We start from the raw sequence: 14,811 nt of genomic DNA, 5'->3' as shown, positions 1-14,811 counted from the left end.
TCACAGCTTCATCAGGCTGGCGTCGTCGACCGAGGCCGAGTGGCGGGAACGGAACAGGGAGACGATGATCGCCAGCCCGACCACGACCTCCGCCGCGGCGACGACCATCGTGAAGAAGGCGATGATCTGGCCGTCGAGGTTGCCGTGCATACGGGAGAAGGCGACGAACGCGAGGTTGCAGGCGTTGAGCATCAGCTCGATGCACATGAAGACGACGATCGCGTTGCGCCGGATGAGGACACCGGTGGCGCCGATCGTGAACAGCAGTGCCGCGAGATAGAGGTAGTTGACCGGGTTCACTTCGATGCCTCCTCGGCCCGCTCCGACGACGTCGGCTCGAGCGCCGTACGCTCGAGCCGCTCCTCGGAGCGCCGCTCCAGCGACCGCAGGTCGCTGAGCGCCTCCTGGGACACGTCCCGGATCTGGCCGCGCTCGCGCAGCGTGCTGCTGACGGTGAGGTCGGACGTGGTGCCGTCGGGCAGCAGGCCCGGGATGTCCACCGCGTTGTGCCGGGCGTACACGCCCGGGGCCGGCAGCGGCGGGAGCTGCTTGCCCTCGCGGACGCGCTCCCCGGCCAGCTCCCGCTGGGTCTTGGCCCGCTCGGTGCGCTCGCGGTGGGTGAGCACCATGGCGCCGACGACGGCCGTGATGAGCAGGGCGCCGGTGATCTCGAAGGCGAAGACGTACTTGGTGAAGATGAGGGCGGCGAGGCCCTCCACGTTGCCGTTCGCGTTCGCCTGCCCGATGCCGTTGAACTCGGTGAGCGCCGCGTTGCCGATGCCGCCGACGAGCAGGATGCCGAAGCCGAGCCCGCACAGCAGGGCGAGCCAGCGCTGGCCCTTGATGGTCTCCTTCAGGGAGTCCGCCGCGGTGACACCGACCAGCATCACCACGAACAGGAACAGCATCATGATCGCGCCGGTGTAGACGATGATCTGGACGACGCCGAGGAAGTAGGCGCCGTTGGCGAGGTAGAACACCGCCAGGATGATCATGGTCCCGGCGAGGCAGAGCGCGCTGTGCACGGCCCGCCGCATCAGGATCGTGCACAGGGCGCCGATCACGGCGACCGTGCCGAGGATCCAGAACTGGACGGCCTCTCCGGTGGAGGTGGAGTAGGCGGCGAGGTGCTCGGTCATCCCCGGATCACCTTCCCCGACGCCGGTTCGTCCTCGCCGAAGGTCGAGTCGGCCTCCTGCACGGCCTCGCCCTCAAAGTGCGCCGCCTGCCGCTCCGTCCCGGGGGCGGCCCCGGTCACCAGACCCCGGTAGTAGTCCTGCTCGTCGGTGCCCGGGTACATGGCGTGCGGGCTGTCGACCATGCCCTCCTCCAGACCGGCGAGCAGCTGCTCCTTGGTGTAGATGAGGTTGGCGCGGCTGGAGTCGGCCAGCTCGAACTCGTTGGTCATCGTCAGCGCGCGCGTGGGGCACGCCTCGATGCACAGGCCGCACAGGATGCAGCGGGCGTAGTTGATCTGGTAGACGCGGCCGTACCGCTCGCCGGGCGAGTAGCGCTCCTCCTCGGTGTTGTCCGCGCCCTCGACGTAGATCGCGTCGGCGGGACAGGCCCAGGCGCACAGCTCGCAGCCGACGCACTTCTCCAGGCCGTCCGGATGGCGGTTGAGCTGGTGCCGTCCGTGGAAGCGCGGGGCCGTGGTCTTCTGCTGCTCCGGGTACTGCTCGGTCAGCCGCTTCTTGAACATGGCCTTGAAGGTCACACCGAAGCCGGCCACGGGGTTCTGGAAACCGGGCTTCGTCTGCCCGGCCTCCTTGGGCTCCTCAGTCATCGGACGCCTCCTTTCCATCCAGAGATCCGTCACTGTGGGTATCGGGCCCGCCACTGGCGACGAGCTCCCGCTCCCGGCGCGAGCGGCGTCGCGGCACCGGCGGGAGCTCCTGTCCGGGCAGCGGCGGTACGGGGAACCCGCCCGCCATCGGGTCGAAGGCGGGCGGTTCGCCGCCCGCGCCCTCGGCCCCCTCGCCGTCCTCGGCCTTCCTGCCCTTCGCCCGGAACATGTCGGCGACGAAGGACAGCAGCAACAGGACGAGGACTCCGGCGGCGATGTAGAGGGCGATGTCCGCGAAGCCGTAGTTCTCGTTCCTCAGGACCCGCACCGTGGCGACGGCCATCAGCCACACCAGGGAGACCGGGATGAGGACCTTCCAGCCGAGCTTCATCAGCTGGTCGTACCGCACGCGCGGGAGCGTGCCGCGCAGCCAGACGAACATGAACAGCAGCAGCTGGACCTTGACGACGAACCAGAGCATCGGCCACCAGCCGTGGTTCGCGCCCTCCCAGAAGGTGCTGACCGGCCACGGAGCGCGCCAGCCGCCCAGGAAGAGGGTGACGGCTACGGCCGAGACGGTGACCATGTTGATGTACTCGGCGAGCATGAACATCGCGAACTTGATCGACGAGTACTCCGTGTTGAAGCCGCCGACCAGGTCGCCCTCGGACTCCGGCATGTCGAAGGGGGCGCGGTTGACCTCGCCGACCATCGTCACGATGTAGATGAGGAAGGAGACCGGCAGCAGCAGGATGTACCAGCGGTCGGCCTGCTGCTCGACGATCGTCGACGTCGACATCGACCCCGAGTAGAGGAACACGGAGGCGAAGGCGGCCCCCATGGCGATCTCGTAGGAGATCATCTGCGCGCACGAGCGCAGCCCGCCCAGCAGCGGGTACGTGGATCCGGAGCTCCAGCCGGCGAGAACGAGGCCGTAGATGCCGATCGAGGCGACCGCGAGGATGTAGAGCAGCGCCACCGGCAGGTCGGTGAGCTGCATCGTGGTCCGCTGGCCGAAGATCGAGATCTCGTTGCCGGACGGTCCGAAGGGGATCACCGCGATCGCCATGAAGGCCGGGACGGCCGCGACGATCGGCGCCAGGATGTACACCGCCTTGTCGGCGCGTTTGACGACGACGTCTTCCTTGAGCATCAGTTTCACGCCGTCGGCGAGCGACTGGAGCATGCCCCAGGGCCCGTTCCGGTTCGGACCGATGCGCCGCTGCATCCAGGCGACGACCTTGCGTTCCATCACGATGGCGATCAGCACCGTCACCATGACGAAGGCGAAGCAGAAGACCGCCTTGATCACGACCAGCCACCAGGGGTCGCGGCCGAACATCGAGAGGTCTTCAGCGGCGAAGTACGGGCTCATGCCTCCACCTCCTTGGGGGCCTCGCCGGCGAGTGACGCCGGGCCGATACGGACGAGGGCGCCGGGCAGTGCCCCGGTGTCGGAGGCGACGCCGTCGCCGGCGGAGTTCAGCGGGAGCCACACCACGCGGTCGGGCATCTCGGTGACGCTCAGGGTCAGTTCGACCGTCCCCGCGGGACCGGTCACGGCCAGCGGGTCGCCGTCCTTGACGCCGACCTCGGCGGCCGTGGCGGCCGACACGCGCGCGTACGCGGCGTGCCGGGTGCCGGCGAGCGCCTCGTCGCCCTGTTGCAGGAGTCCCTGGTCCAGCAGCAGCCGGTGCCCGGCGAGCACCGCCTCCCCGGCGGCCGGCCGGGGCAGCGCGCCCGCCCTCTCCAGGGGCCCGGTGGCCCGCGGGCCCTCCCAGGCGCCGAGCCGGTCGAGCTCCGCGCGGACGGTGCGCAGGTCCGGCAGACCCAGGTGCACGTCCATGGCGTCGGCCAGCATGTGCAGCACGCGCGCGTCGGTCGGCGGCAGGGTGCGGGTCATCTGCTCGGGCTTGAGCGCCGACGCGAAGGACCGGACCCTGCCCTCCCAGTTGAGGAAGGCGCCGGCCTTCTCGACGACGGCGGCCACCGGCAGCACCACGTCGGCGAGTTCGGTGACCTCGCTGGGGCGCAGTTCCAGCGAGACCACGAAACCGGCCTCGGCCAGTGCCGCACGCGCGCGCGGCGGGTCGGGCAGGTCGGCGACCTCCACGCCCGCGACCAGCAGCGCCTGCAGCTCGCCGCTCACCGCGGCCCCGACGATCTCACCGGTGTCGCGGCCGTAGCGGTGCGGCAGGGCGGCGACGCCCCAGACGGCGGCGACCTCCTCCCGCGCGCGCGGGTCGGTCGCCGGGCGCCCGCCCGGCAGCAGCGACGGCAGCGCGCCCGCCTCGATGGCGCCCCGCTCCCCGGCGCGCCGCGGGATCCACACCAGCCGGGCGCCGGTCGCGGTGGCGATGCGTACGGCGGCGGTCGGGCCGCCCTCGACGGCGGCGATCCGCTCGCCGACGACGATCACCGCGCCCTCGGCCCGCAGCGCTTCGGCGGCCCTGGCCCCGTCGCCCTCCAGGCCGACCCCGCTCGCGAGCGCGTCCAGCCATTCGGTCTCGGTGCCGGGAGCCGCCGGCAGCAGCGTGCCGCCGGCCTTCTCCAGGCCTCGGGTGGCGTGCGTGGCCAGCGAGAAGGTCCGCTGTCCGTGCGTACGCCATGCCTTGCGCAGCCGCAGGAAGACACCGGGCGCCTCCTCCTCGGCCTCGAACCCGACCAGCAGGACGGCGGGCGCCTTCTCCAGCGAGGAGTACGTGACGCCGTCGGTCGCGTCCTGGCCGGACGCGCCGGACGCGCCCCCGAGGTCACGTCCGCGGCCCGCGACCCGCGCGGCGAGGAAGTCCGCCTCCTCGGCGCTGTGCACCCGTGCGCGGAAGTCGATGTCGTTGGTGTCGAGGGCCACGCGCGCGAACTTGCTGTACGCGTAGGCGTCCTCGACGGTGAGCCGGCCGCCGGTCAGGACGCCGGTGCGGCCGCGGGAGGCCAGCAGGCCCTGGGCCGCGATCTGCAGCGCGTCGGGCCAGGAGGCCGGCTCCAGTTCACCCTCGGCGTTGCGGACGAGCGGGGTCTGCAGCCGGTCCCGCTGCTGCGCGTACCGGAACCCGAAGCGGCCCTTGTCGCACATCCACTCCTCGTTGACCTCGGGGTCCTCGGCGGCGAGCCGCCGCATGACCTTGCCGCGCCGGTGGTCGGTGCGGGTGGCGCAGCCGCCGGCGCAGTGCTCGCACACCGACGGCGAGGAGACCAGGTCGAAGGGACGGGAACGGAACCGGTAGGCCGCCGAGGTGAGCGCGCCGACCGGGCAGATCTGGATGGTGTTGCCGGAGAAGTACGACTCGAAGGGGTCGCCCTCGCCGGTGCCGATCTGCTGGAGCGCGCCCCGCTCGACCATCTCGATCATCGGGTCGCCCGCGATCTGGTTCGAGAACCGGGTGCAGCGGGCGCACAGCACGCACCGCTCCCGGTCGAGCAGCACCTGGGTGGAGATCGGCACGGGCTTCTCGTAGGTCCGCTTCTTGCCGTCGAAGCGGGACTCCGGGTTGCCGTGCGACATCGCCTGGTTCTGCAGCGGGCACTCGCCGCCCTTGTCGCAGACCGGGCAGTCCAGCGGGTGGTTGATGAGCAGCAGCTCCATCACGCCGTGCTGGGCCTTCTCGGCCACGGGCGAGGTGAGGTGGGTCTTCACCACCATCCCGTCGGTGCAGGTGATGGTGCAGGAGGCCATGGGCTTGCGCTGGCCCTCGACCTCGACGATGCACTGGCGGCAGGCGCCGGCCGGGTCGAGGAGGGGGTGGTCGCAGAACCGGGGGATCTCGATGCCGAGCTGTTCGGCGGCCCGGATGACCAGGGTGCCCTTGGGCACGCTGATCCCGACGCCGTCGATCGTCAGCGTGACGAGGTCCTCCGGCGGGACCGCCGCCTCTCCCCCGCCGGAGGGAGAGCTGGTGGTCACAGTCATGCGTGCACCTCCGTGCGGTCGGCCCAGGCCGTCGACCTCGCGGGATCGAAGGGGCAGCCCCGGCCCGTGATGTGCTGCTCGTACTCCTCACGGAAGTACTTGAGCGAGGAGAAGATCGGCGAGGCGGCGCCGTCGCCGAGGGCGCAGAACGCCTTGCCGTTGATGTTGTCGGCGATGTCGTTCAGCTTGTCGAGGTCGGACATCCGGCCCTTGCCGGCCTCGATGTCGCGCATCAGCTGCACGAGCCAGTAGGTGCCTTCGCGGCAGGGCGTGCACTTGCCGCAGGACTCGTGGGCGTAGAACTCGGTCCAGCGGGTGACGGCCCGTACGACGCAGGTCGTCTCGTCGAAGCACTGGAGGGCCTTCGTGCCGAGCATGGAACCGGCGGCGCCCACTCCCTCGTAGTCGAGGGGCACGTCGAGGTGCTCGTCGGTGAACATCGGCGTCGAGGAGCCGCCCGGCGTCCAGAACTTCAGGCGGTGCCCCGGCCGCATGCCGCCGCTCATGTCGAGCAGCTGGCGCAGTGTGATGCCCATCGGGGCCTCGTACTGTCCGGGGCGTGCGACGTGGCCGCTGAGGGAGTAGAGGGTGAAGCCGGGCGACTTCTCGCTCCCCATCGAGCGGAACCATTCCCTGCCCCGGTTCATGATGGCGGGAACCGAGGCGATCGACTCGACGTTGTTCACCACGGTCGGGCACGCGTAGAGGCCCGCGACGGCGGGGAAGGGGGGGCGGAGCCGCGGTTGGCCACGGCGCCCTTCGAGCGAGTCGAGCAGTGCGGTCTCCTCACCGCAGATGTACGCGCCGGCGCCGGCGTGCACGGTGAGGTCGAGGCCGAGCCCGCTGCCCAGCGCGTTCTCGCCGAGGATGCCCGCCGCGTAGGCCTCGCGCACGGCCTCGTGCAGCCGCCGCAGTACGGGGACGACTTCACCCCGCAGATAGATGAAGGCGTGGGACGACCTGATGGCGTGACAGGCGATGGCGATGCCTTCGATGAGGCTGTGCGGGTTCGCGAAGAGGAGCGGGATGTCCTTGCACGTTCCGGGCTCCGACTCGTCGGCGTTGACCACCAGATAGTGCGGTTTTCCGTCGCCCTGGGGAATGAACTGCCATTTCATTCCCGTCGGGAAGCCGGCGCCTCCGCGCCCCCGCAGACCGGACTCCTTGACGTACGCGATGACGTCGTCCGGTGACATGGCGAGCGCCTTGCGGAGCCCCTCGTATCCCTCGTGCCTCTTGTAGACGTCCAGGGTCCAGGACCTGTCCTCGTCCCAGAAGGCCGACAGCACGGGTGCGAGCAGCTTCTCCGGGCCGGTGTCCTTGAGTTCGGGTGCCAAGGTCATCACTCCCCCTCCTCGGCGGTGGGTCCGGCCGGATGCGCCGGATCGGAGGCCGACGTGTCCTGCGGCGCGTCGTGCGAGCTGAGGTGCTCCGCCGGTGAGGGGTCGTGCGGCGGGCTGTCCTGGGACGCCTCACCGCGCGGGTGCACCACGCGCGCGGGGGCGGCCTCCCCCTTGGCCAGCTTCAGGCCGGCCAGGGAGGCGGGGCCCGCGCTTCCCGTGGCGTCGACGGCGCCGTCCCGCTCGTCGGGGAAACCGGCCAGGATCCGGGCGGTCTCCTTGAACGTGCACAGGGGCGCCCCGCGGGTGGGCGAGACGGGGCGGCCGGCCCGCAGGTCGTCGACGAGGCGCTTGGCGCTCTGCGGGTCCTGGTTGTCGAAGAACTCCCAGTTGACCATCACGACGGGCGCGAAATCGCAGGCCGCGTTGCACTCGATGTGCTCGAGGGTGACCTTGCCGTCGTCGGTGGTCCCGCCGTTGCCGACGCCCAGGTGCTCCTGGAGCTCCTCGAAGATGGCGTCGCCGCCCATGACGGCGCACAGGGTGTTGGTGCACACCCCGACCTGGTAGTCACCGCTCGGCCGGCGCCGGTACATGGAGTAGAAGGTGGCGACGGCGGTGACCTCGGCCGTGGTCAGGCCGAGCACGTCCGCGCAGAACTGCATCCCGGTGCGCGTGACATGGCCCTCCTCGGCCTGCATGAGGTGCAGCAGCGGCAGGAGGGCCGACCGGGAGTCCGGGTAGCGGGCGATGACCTCGCGCGCGTCGGTCTCCAGCCGGGCCCGGACGTCGTCCGGGTAGGCGGGCGGGGGCAGTTGGGGCATGCCCAGACTGACGCCCCGCTCCGAGGATGAGGTGGTCACCGGTCGACGCCTCCCATCACGGGGTCGATGGATGCGACGGCGACGATGACGTCGGCGACCTGGCCGCCCTCGCACATCGCCGCCATGGCCTGCAGGTTGGTGAAGGACGGGTCGCGGAAGTGGACCCGGAAGGGGCGGGTGCCGCCGTCGGAGACGACATGCGCCCCGAGCTCGCCCTTGGGCGACTCGACGGCCGCGTACGCCTGTCCCGGCGGTACGCGGAAACCCTCGGTGACCAGCTTGAAGTGGTGGATCAGGGCCTCCATGGAGGTACCCATGATCTTCTTGATGTGGTCGAGGGAGTTGCCCAGTCCGTCCGGGCCCATGGCGAGCTGGGCGGGCCAGGCGATCTTCTTGTCGGCGACCATGACCGGTCCGGGCTGGAGCCGGTCCAGGCACTGCTCGACGATGCGCAGCGACTGGCGCATCTCCTCCAGCCGGATCAGGAAGCGGCCGTAGGAGTCGCAGGTGTCCGCGGTGGGGACCTCGAAGTCGTACGTCTCGTACCCGCAGTACGGCTGCGCCTTGCGCAGGTCGTTCGGCAGGCCGGTGGAGCGCAGGACCGGGCCGGTCACCCCGAGGGCCATGCAGCCGGCCAGGTCCAGATGGCCGACGTCCTGCATACGGGCCTTGAAGATGGGGTTCCCGGTGGCGAGCGCGTCGTACTCCGGGAGGTTCTTGCGCAGCTTCTTCACCAGCTCGCGGATCTGGTCCACCGCGCCGGGCGGCAGGTCCTGGGCGAGTCCGCCGGGGCGGACGTACGCGTGGTTCATCCGCAGGCCGGTGATGAGCTCGAAGACGTCGAGAATGAGTTCACGATCACGGAATCCGTAGATCATGATCGTGGTGGCGCCGAGCTCCATGCCTCCGGTGGCGATGCACACCAGGTGGGAGGAGAGCCGGTTCAGCTCCATCAGGAGCACGCGGACGACCGAGGCGCGGTCGGGGATCTGCTCCTCGATGCCGAGGAGCTTCTCCACTCCCAGGCAGTACGCCGTCTCGTTGAAGAACGGCGTCAGGTAGTCCATGCGCGTCACGAACGTGGTGCCCTGGGTCCAGGTCCGGTACTCGAGGTTCTTCTCGATGCCAGTGTGGAGGTAGCCGATGCCGCAGCGGGCCTCGGAGACCGTCTCGCCGTCGATCTCCAGGATCAGCCGGAGCACACCGTGCGTGGACGGGTGCTGCGGGCCCATGTTGACGATGATGCGCTCGTCGTCACTGCGCTGCGCCGTCTCGACGACCTCGTCCCAGTCTCCGCCGGTGACGGTGTAGACGGTGCCTTCCGTGGTCTCGCGCGCAAAGGCGGCGGAGGCCGCGGAAGTGTTCGACGTGCTCATGAGTACGACCTCCGCTGGTCCGGAGCCGGGATCTGGGCGCCCTTGTACTCGACGGGGATGCCGCCGAGGGGATAGTCCTTGCGCTGTGGATGCCCCTGCCAGTCGTCCGGCATCAGGATCCGCGTGAGGGCCGGGTGACCGTCGAAGACGATGCCGAAGAAGTCGTACGTCTCGCGCTCGTGCCAGTCGTTCGTCGGATAGACGGAGCACAGTGACGGGATGTGCGGGTCGCTGTCGGGAGCGCCGACTTCCAGGCGGATCAGCCGGTTGTGGGTGATCGAGCGCAGGTGGTAGACGGCGTGCAGCTCGCGGCCCTTGTCGCCGGGATAGTGCACGCCGCTGACGCCGGTGCACAGTTCGAAGCGGAGCGCGGGGTCGTCGCGCAGGGTCGTCGCGACCCGGAGCAGGTGCTCGCGCTCGATGTGGAAGGTGAGTTCGCCGCGGTCGACGACCGTCTTCCCGATGGCGTTCTCCGGCAGGAGACCCTGCTCCTCCAGCGCGCCCTCCAGTTCGTCGGCCACCTCGTCGAACCACCCGCCGTAGGGGCGGTTCGAGGCTCCCGGGAACCGGATCGAGCGGACCAGACCGCCGTAACCGGAGGTGTCGCCGCCGTTGTCGGCTCCGAACATTCCCCGCTGTACGCGGATCTCCTCACCGCCCTCGCCCCGCTGGCCGGGGAGGTTCTCGGCGGAGAGGTCCTTCTCGGGGTTCACGCCGTCGCCCGCGGTGTCGTTCGCGTCGCTCATCGCAGCAGCCCCTTCATCTCGATGGTGGGCAGGGCCTTGAGCGCCGCCTCCTCCGCCTCGCGGGCCGCCTCCTCGGCGTTCACACCGAGCTTGGAGCCCTGGATCTTCTGATGGAGCTTGAGAATGGCGTCCATCAGCATCTCGGGCCGTGGCGGACAGCCGGGCAGGTAGATGTCGACCGGGACGACGTGGTCGACGCCCTGGACGATCGCGTAGTTGTTGAACATGCCGCCCGACGAGGCGCAGACCCCCATGGAGATCACCCACTTGGGGTTCGGCATCTGGTCGTAGACCTGCCGCAGCACCGGCGCCATCTTCTGGCTGACCCGGCCGGCCACGATCATCAGGTCCGCCTGCCGCGGCGAGCCGCGGAAGACCTCCATGCCGAAGCGCGCCAGGTCGTAGCGGCCGGCACCGGTGGTCATCATCTCGATGGCACAGCAGGCGAGCCCGAACGTGGCGGGGAACATGGACGACTTGCGCACCCAGCCCGCGGCCTGCTCGACGGTGGTCAGCAGGAATCCGCTCGGCAGCTTTTCTTCGAGTCCCATGGTCAAAGGCCCCTCAGTCCCATTCCAGGCCGCCGCGCCGCCACACGTACGCGTAGGCCACGAAGACGGTGAGCACGAAGAGCAGCATCTCCACGAGCCCGAAGATCCCCAGGGCGTCGAAGCTGACGGCCCAGGGATAAAGGAAGACGATCTCGATGTCGAAGACGATGAAGAGCATCGCCGTCAGGTAGTACTTGATGGGGAAGCGCCCGCCGCCGGCCGGCGTGGGGGTCGGTTCGATACCGCACTCGTAGGCTTCGAGCCTGGCGCGGTTGTACCGCTTCGGCCCGATCAGCGTGGCCATGACCACGGAGAAGATCGCAAAGCCTGCCCCGAGGGCTCCCAGTACGAGGATGGGCGCATACGCGTTCACCGCTCCTCGCTCCTCTCAGTCGGCACTGACTGCTGGCGAGCCGGGCTCACTTGCGCCCCACACGTCCCACGAACCACGCCCGTCCCGGCGAAGATCGAGAACATGTGAAGCAGGTCACAAGCCCAACCGCTCCGCATCCTATGCCCGCCGGTCTGTGATCTGCGACACGGGGTATTGCACAAGCTTTGTGATCTCCACCACCTGACGAACGATCATGAAGCCGGAGGAGCGGTGATCTTCACACGCGAAGCGTCCGCACGGTCGCCATAAGTGACATTCTACCGCGTCGTCGCAGGCCAGAAGAGTGACCCCACTATCAAGAGTGTTCCTCTGCATGCAAATTGGCGCTGAACGCGAACGCTTGCTAGAGGAGGCGTTCACACATCGGAGGGGATACGGGGCGCGATGTGGACGTGTGCACGCGTTCACGAAGTCCCCGGGCCCGCGGCCCGCCGCGGGCCCGGGGCGCCGACCGCGAGCCGCGACCCCGTCCCGACCGACCGCCCCCGCCACACCCCGGCCCTCCGCACCCGGCCCCGCCCCGGATGCGGCCGCCCCCCCTCCGGGCCGATCCGGAGCGCGCCCGGAACTCCCCCCGGGGACCCGTACGGGGCTCGCTCCGGAACCCCTCTCCCGTCCGGCCCCCGAGCTCCGCCCCGGACCCGGTCCGGCCCGGTCCGAACGCACCTCCCGTCGCGATCCGACCGCGATCCCGACGCGGGCCGCCCGCAATCCATCCGCAACCCGTCCGGAGCGCGCACACCGGACGCGATGACAGGGGCGACCGTTCCGTGACCTCCGCCACATTCACGGAGAGGGCACAGAAAGAGGGCTTGGCCAATCGTTTCAACCGATGGTAGGTGAGGGGCAATTCGGACGTAAAGATGAAAGACCGTGATCACGGGCCCATTACGCCGCGCCCGCAATGTCCGTTACGGCGTCAATAAGGAGCGACACACCCGGGCTTCGGCGTCACGATTGAACAACTGTGGCGCAGCACACGTTTCTTGTGGATATGAAGGAGCCCCTGGTACCGGTTGTTCCCATGTCCCACACCGCTCACATACGAAGCCACCGGAAACCCCGCCGCAGCGCCCAGACCACGATGGCGATGCGGGCCGGAGTTGCCGGTGGCGTCCTCGGCACTCTGGCAGTGGCCGGGGCGTCGGCCTCGGCGGTCGCCGCCGAGCCGGTGACGCAGACCCTCGAACTGCCCGCCCTCACGGCCGACCTGTCCACTCAGGTCGCCCAGTCCGCGGAGGCCACCCAGCAGGCCGCCGCGAACTACCAGCTGCAGGCCGAGCGTGACGCCGCCGCGGCCAAGGCCGCCAAGGAGGCCAAGGCCGACCTCGCCGAGGCCAAGGAGAAGGCCGAGGCGAAGAAGAAGGCCGCCGAGGAGGCCCGCAAGGCCGCCGCCGAGCGGGCCACGCGCGATGCCGAGCGCGTCACCCTCACCGCAGACCCGGGCACCACGACCGCGGCGGCCACCACGACCACCGCCTCCGCGCCGGCCAGTGGCAGCGTCGGAACGGTGATCTCCTTCCTCAAGGCGCAGGTGGGCGACGCCTACGTCATGGGCGCCACGGGCCCCAACGCCTGGGACTGCTCCAGCCTGGTGCAGGCCGCGTTCCGCCAGGTCGGCGTCGACCTCCCGCGCGTCTCGCAGGACCAGTCGACGGTCGGCACCGACGTCTCGCTGTCCAACCTCCAGGTCGGCGACATCCTGTACTGGGGCGGCAAGGGCTCCGCCTACCACACGGGTGTCTACATCGGTGACGGCCAGTACCTGGACGCCGCCAACCCGTCCAAGGGCGTCGTCATCCAGGACCTTTCCGGCTACCCCGCGTCGGGCGCGGTGCGCGTGCTCTGATCCGGGCCGCCCACACGGACCGGAGGGCCGCTGCCGCTCGGGGGCAGCGGCTCTCCGTCGTTCACGTCCGGGCGTTTCGGGGGCACTTCGGGCATACCGGCCGCTCCGCTCGAGGGCTTGCCCTCGCCGCACCGAAATCGCCCGGTCGCCCGAATTGCTCCCCGCGCGGGACGCACTGGCGGGCCGCCATGCCCGCGCGAAGCGCCGTCCGGCCTCGTGACGCCCCCCTGCGGCACCCCGCACACACGCCGGACGGCCGGGGACCGCCCTTCGGGCCCCGGCCGTCCACGGCGCCGCTCAGGGCCGCGCGCCTCAGGCGGCGGCACCGCCGGTCTGCCCCGCGCCGCGACGCAGGAACACGACCAGGCCCGCGCCGAGGCCGATCGCCAGCAGCGCCGCCCCGCCGATCAGCGCCACCCCGCCGGCGCCGGTGAGCGCAAGACCGCCCTGGGGTTCGACTCCGTCGGCGTCACCGGACGCGCCGTTCGTACCGTCCGCGCCGTTCGTGCCGGTTCCGGTGGAGCCGGAGGCGGAGTCGGAGCCGGAACCGCCCTCCTGACCGGACCCGGAGGAGGGGCCGTCCGAGGCGCCGCCGGTCTGGCCCGTGCCGCCGCCCGCCTCCTCGCCCGGCTCGTCGGAGCCGTTGAGCACGATCCAGGCGGAGTCGTTCGCGGGGTCGGAGTCCCAGGGGTTGTCCCACTCGGGCAGCGCGACCTTGGCCTTGGCACCCTCGACGACCCGGTCGACGCGCAGCTCGAACGGGAAGCCGAGCTCGGCGTCCTCCAGCAGCGGGGTGCTCACCCAGCAGATGTAGCCCCTCTCGCCCTCGGCGAGGGTGCTCTCCCGGCACCGCTCCGGAGCCTTGGTGACGGTCGCCCCTTCGGGGATCTCCACCGTGAAGCCGATCGGCTCACCGCCGGAACGCTGGGCGCTGATCCAGGCCGGGCCGTTGTTGCGGAAGCCGATCTCCGCCGTGACGGTGTCCCCGGCCGCACCGTCCGCCGAGGCGCCGGTCAGTTCCAGGTCGTAGGTGTTCGTCGTGGGCAGGTCCATGTCCGCGTACCGGGTGTAGTCCGCGGGGTCGGCACCGGGAACCTCCTTCAGCTCCAGGTCCGCTCCGGAACCCGGCCGGTAGTCCCCGGCCGCGCGCAGACGGTCCGCCTCGTCCGGTGCGAGGGCCGTGAACGAGTACGTGAAGACGTCGTTCAGAGCGAAGTCCGCGGTGCGTACCTTCAGCGGATCGGTCAGCGCGTACGCCGTCCCGGCCTCGATGGTGTCCGGGAAGGTGCAGATCGCGTCGGTGCCCCGGCGCAGCAGCGGACCGGTGGTGACCTCGGCGTACGCGCAGTTGCCGAACGAGTCGGGGAAGGACACTCCGCGGGAGCCGTGGAACCGCAGCACCGCGCCCTCGGCGGCCAGGCCGCCCGCGTTGCGCAGGCCCACGGGCGCCTCGTAGGTGTCACCCGCCTTGAGGTCCTCGGGCAGCGAGAGGCTGCGGTTGAGGAACTCGGGGCCGCCGACGAGCACGTCGATGCTGAGCGGTGTGAAGGCCAGGCCCTCGCCCTCACCGGTGACGGTGATGCTGCCGAAGTCCCCGGCCTCACTGTCGTCGCCGATGTCGAGCCGGATGCCGCCGAGCCGGTTGTACTGCCGGCCCGCGTACAGTTCGCTGCCCGTGCAGACGGCGACGAGGCCGTCGGCGTCGCAGGGGAGCTTCACCGAGGCGACGCCCGCCAGTTCGGTGGCATCGATGCGGATCGTGTAGTCGCCGGTGAACACGGGCGGGATGACGCCGTCGCCCTCGAACTCCTCCCCGGGAGCGTTCAGCCGCAGGTCGACCTGTGGTTCCGAGGGGTCTCCGTTGTCGGACTGCAGCGACAGACCGACCCGGTCCTCGCCGGTGATCGTCACGGGGAGGGGCGCGTCGGCCGCCTGGGCGGTACCTGTGACACCGACGCCGATCAGACTCGTGGCGGCCATCAGCCCCAGGGCTCTGAGCGGTCCGGGCCGCCGGCTTGCCTGCTGTCTCATGGAAGGCT

General features: G+C 70.4%; 13 protein-coding genes. 1 reads left to right on the top strand and 12 read right to left on the bottom strand.

What is annotated here, in order from left to right:
* From nuoK to ACWZEH_RS20245, 11 genes are read right to left on the bottom strand one after another with little or no spacing between them, the layout of a single operon-like run.
* Nucleotides 1-300, bottom strand: coding sequence for an NADH-quinone oxidoreductase subunit NuoK (nuoK, locus tag ACWZEH_RS20295; protein ID WP_003974374.1), 300 nt, complete (start codon nucleotides 298-300; stop codon nucleotides 1-3).
* Entirely contained in the window at nucleotides 297-1,139 is an 843-nt protein-coding gene (locus ACWZEH_RS20290) for an NADH-quinone oxidoreductase subunit J (protein ID WP_456192568.1), read from the bottom strand. Before ACWZEH_RS20290 ends, nuoK begins: the two co-directional genes overlap by 4 nt.
* Nucleotides 1,136-1,786: an NADH-quinone oxidoreductase subunit NuoI gene (gene nuoI, locus ACWZEH_RS20285; RefSeq protein ID WP_456192567.1), complete on the bottom strand. Its 651-nt coding sequence runs from the start codon at nucleotides 1,784-1,786 to the stop codon at nucleotides 1,136-1,138. The genes ACWZEH_RS20290 and nuoI overlap by 4 nt, the downstream gene beginning before the upstream one ends.
* Nucleotides 1,779-3,161, bottom strand: coding sequence for an NADH-quinone oxidoreductase subunit NuoH (nuoH, locus tag ACWZEH_RS20280; RefSeq protein WP_456192566.1), 1,383 nt, complete (start codon nucleotides 3,159-3,161; stop codon nucleotides 1,779-1,781). The genes nuoI and nuoH overlap by 8 nt, the downstream gene beginning before the upstream one ends.
* Nucleotides 3,158-5,692: an NADH-quinone oxidoreductase subunit G gene (locus ACWZEH_RS20275; protein ID WP_456192565.1), complete on the bottom strand. Its 2,535-nt coding sequence runs from the start codon at nucleotides 5,690-5,692 to the stop codon at nucleotides 3,158-3,160. The genes nuoH and ACWZEH_RS20275 overlap by 4 nt, the downstream gene beginning before the upstream one ends.
* The gene (gene nuoF, locus ACWZEH_RS20270) at nucleotides 5,689-7,035 is read right to left on the bottom strand and encodes an NADH-quinone oxidoreductase subunit NuoF (RefSeq protein WP_456192564.1); all 1,347 of its coding nucleotides are present in this window, start codon (nucleotides 7,033-7,035) and stop codon (nucleotides 5,689-5,691) included. The genes ACWZEH_RS20275 and nuoF overlap by 4 nt, the downstream gene beginning before the upstream one ends.
* Nucleotides 7,035-7,895 carry an NADH-quinone oxidoreductase subunit NuoE gene (gene nuoE / locus ACWZEH_RS20265; RefSeq protein ID WP_456192563.1) on the bottom strand — a complete coding sequence of 287 codons (861 nt, stop codon included), beginning with the start codon at nucleotides 7,893-7,895 and terminating at the stop codon, nucleotides 7,035-7,037. Before nuoE ends, nuoF begins: the two co-directional genes overlap by 1 nt.
* Nucleotides 7,892-9,232: an NADH-quinone oxidoreductase subunit D gene (locus ACWZEH_RS20260; RefSeq protein ID WP_456192562.1), complete on the bottom strand. Its 1,341-nt coding sequence runs from the start codon at nucleotides 9,230-9,232 to the stop codon at nucleotides 7,892-7,894. Before ACWZEH_RS20260 ends, nuoE begins: the two co-directional genes overlap by 4 nt.
* Nucleotides 9,229-9,978 carry an NADH-quinone oxidoreductase subunit C gene (locus ACWZEH_RS20255; RefSeq protein WP_456192561.1) on the bottom strand — a complete coding sequence of 250 codons (750 nt, stop codon included), beginning with the start codon at nucleotides 9,976-9,978 and terminating at the stop codon, nucleotides 9,229-9,231. Before ACWZEH_RS20255 ends, ACWZEH_RS20260 begins: the two co-directional genes overlap by 4 nt.
* On the bottom strand, nucleotides 9,975-10,529 hold the full coding sequence (locus tag ACWZEH_RS20250) for a NuoB/complex I 20 kDa subunit family protein (RefSeq protein WP_042164915.1): 555 nt from the start codon (nucleotides 10,527-10,529) through the stop codon (nucleotides 9,975-9,977). Before ACWZEH_RS20250 ends, ACWZEH_RS20255 begins: the two co-directional genes overlap by 4 nt.
* A gap of 13 nt (nucleotides 10,530-10,542) precedes the next feature.
* Complete coding sequence (locus ACWZEH_RS20245) at nucleotides 10,543-10,902, bottom strand: NADH-quinone oxidoreductase subunit A (protein ID WP_055570452.1); 360 nt, start codon at nucleotides 10,900-10,902, stop codon at nucleotides 10,543-10,545.
* Between the two features lie 1,015 nt (nucleotides 10,903-11,917).
* Here ACWZEH_RS20245 and ACWZEH_RS20240 point away from each other — a divergent pair.
* The gene (locus ACWZEH_RS20240) at nucleotides 11,918-12,772 is read left to right on the top strand and encodes a C40 family peptidase (protein ID WP_456192560.1); all 855 of its coding nucleotides are present in this window, start codon (nucleotides 11,918-11,920) and stop codon (nucleotides 12,770-12,772) included.
* Nucleotides 12,773-13,084: 312 nt separating this feature from the next.
* On the opposite strand, the gene ACWZEH_RS20235 is transcribed toward ACWZEH_RS20240, so the two are convergent.
* Nucleotides 13,085-14,803, bottom strand: a complete 1,719-nt coding sequence (locus tag ACWZEH_RS20235) for a hypothetical protein (protein WP_456192559.1) — start codon at nucleotides 14,801-14,803, stop codon at nucleotides 13,085-13,087.
* Between the last annotated feature and the right edge of the window lie 8 nt (nucleotides 14,804-14,811).

The sequence above is a fragment of the Streptomyces yamdrokensis genome (genome assembly GCF_053890455.1).
Note: the sequence above shows the minus strand (reverse complement) of the source record. Positions and strands in the feature narration are given on the sequence as shown.

Bases quoted from the DNA above. Each gene is read 5' to 3' on its own strand.
- nuoH (WP_456192566.1), bottom strand. From the start codon at position 3,161: ATGAGCCCGTACTTCGCCGCTGAAGACCTCTCGATGTTCGGCCGCGAC.
- ACWZEH_RS20255 (WP_456192561.1), bottom strand. From the start codon at position 9,978: ATGAGCGACGCGAACGACACCGCGGGCGACGGCGTGAACCCCGAGAAG.
- nuoF (WP_456192564.1), bottom strand. From the start codon at position 7,035: ATGACCTTGGCACCCGAACTCAAGGACACCGGCCCGGAGAAGCTGCTC.
- ACWZEH_RS20240 (WP_456192560.1), top strand. From the start codon at position 11,918: ATGAAGGAGCCCCTGGTACCGGTTGTTCCCATGTCCCACACCGCTCAC.
- ACWZEH_RS20235 (WP_456192559.1), bottom strand. From the start codon at position 14,803: ATGAGACAGCAGGCAAGCCGGCGGCCCGGACCGCTCAGAGCCCTGGGG.
- ACWZEH_RS20260 (WP_456192562.1), bottom strand. From the start codon at position 9,232: ATGAGCACGTCGAACACTTCCGCGGCCTCCGCCGCCTTTGCGCGCGAG.
- nuoI (WP_456192567.1), bottom strand. From the start codon at position 1,786: ATGACTGAGGAGCCCAAGGAGGCCGGGCAGACGAAGCCCGGTTTCCAG.
- ACWZEH_RS20275 (WP_456192565.1), bottom strand. From the start codon at position 5,692: ATGACTGTGACCACCAGCTCTCCCTCCGGCGGGGGAGAGGCGGCGGTC.
- ACWZEH_RS20250 (WP_042164915.1), bottom strand. From the start codon at position 10,529: ATGGGACTCGAAGAAAAGCTGCCGAGCGGATTCCTGCTGACCACCGTC.
- ACWZEH_RS20290 (WP_456192568.1), bottom strand. From the start codon at position 1,139: ATGACCGAGCACCTCGCCGCCTACTCCACCTCCACCGGAGAGGCCGTC.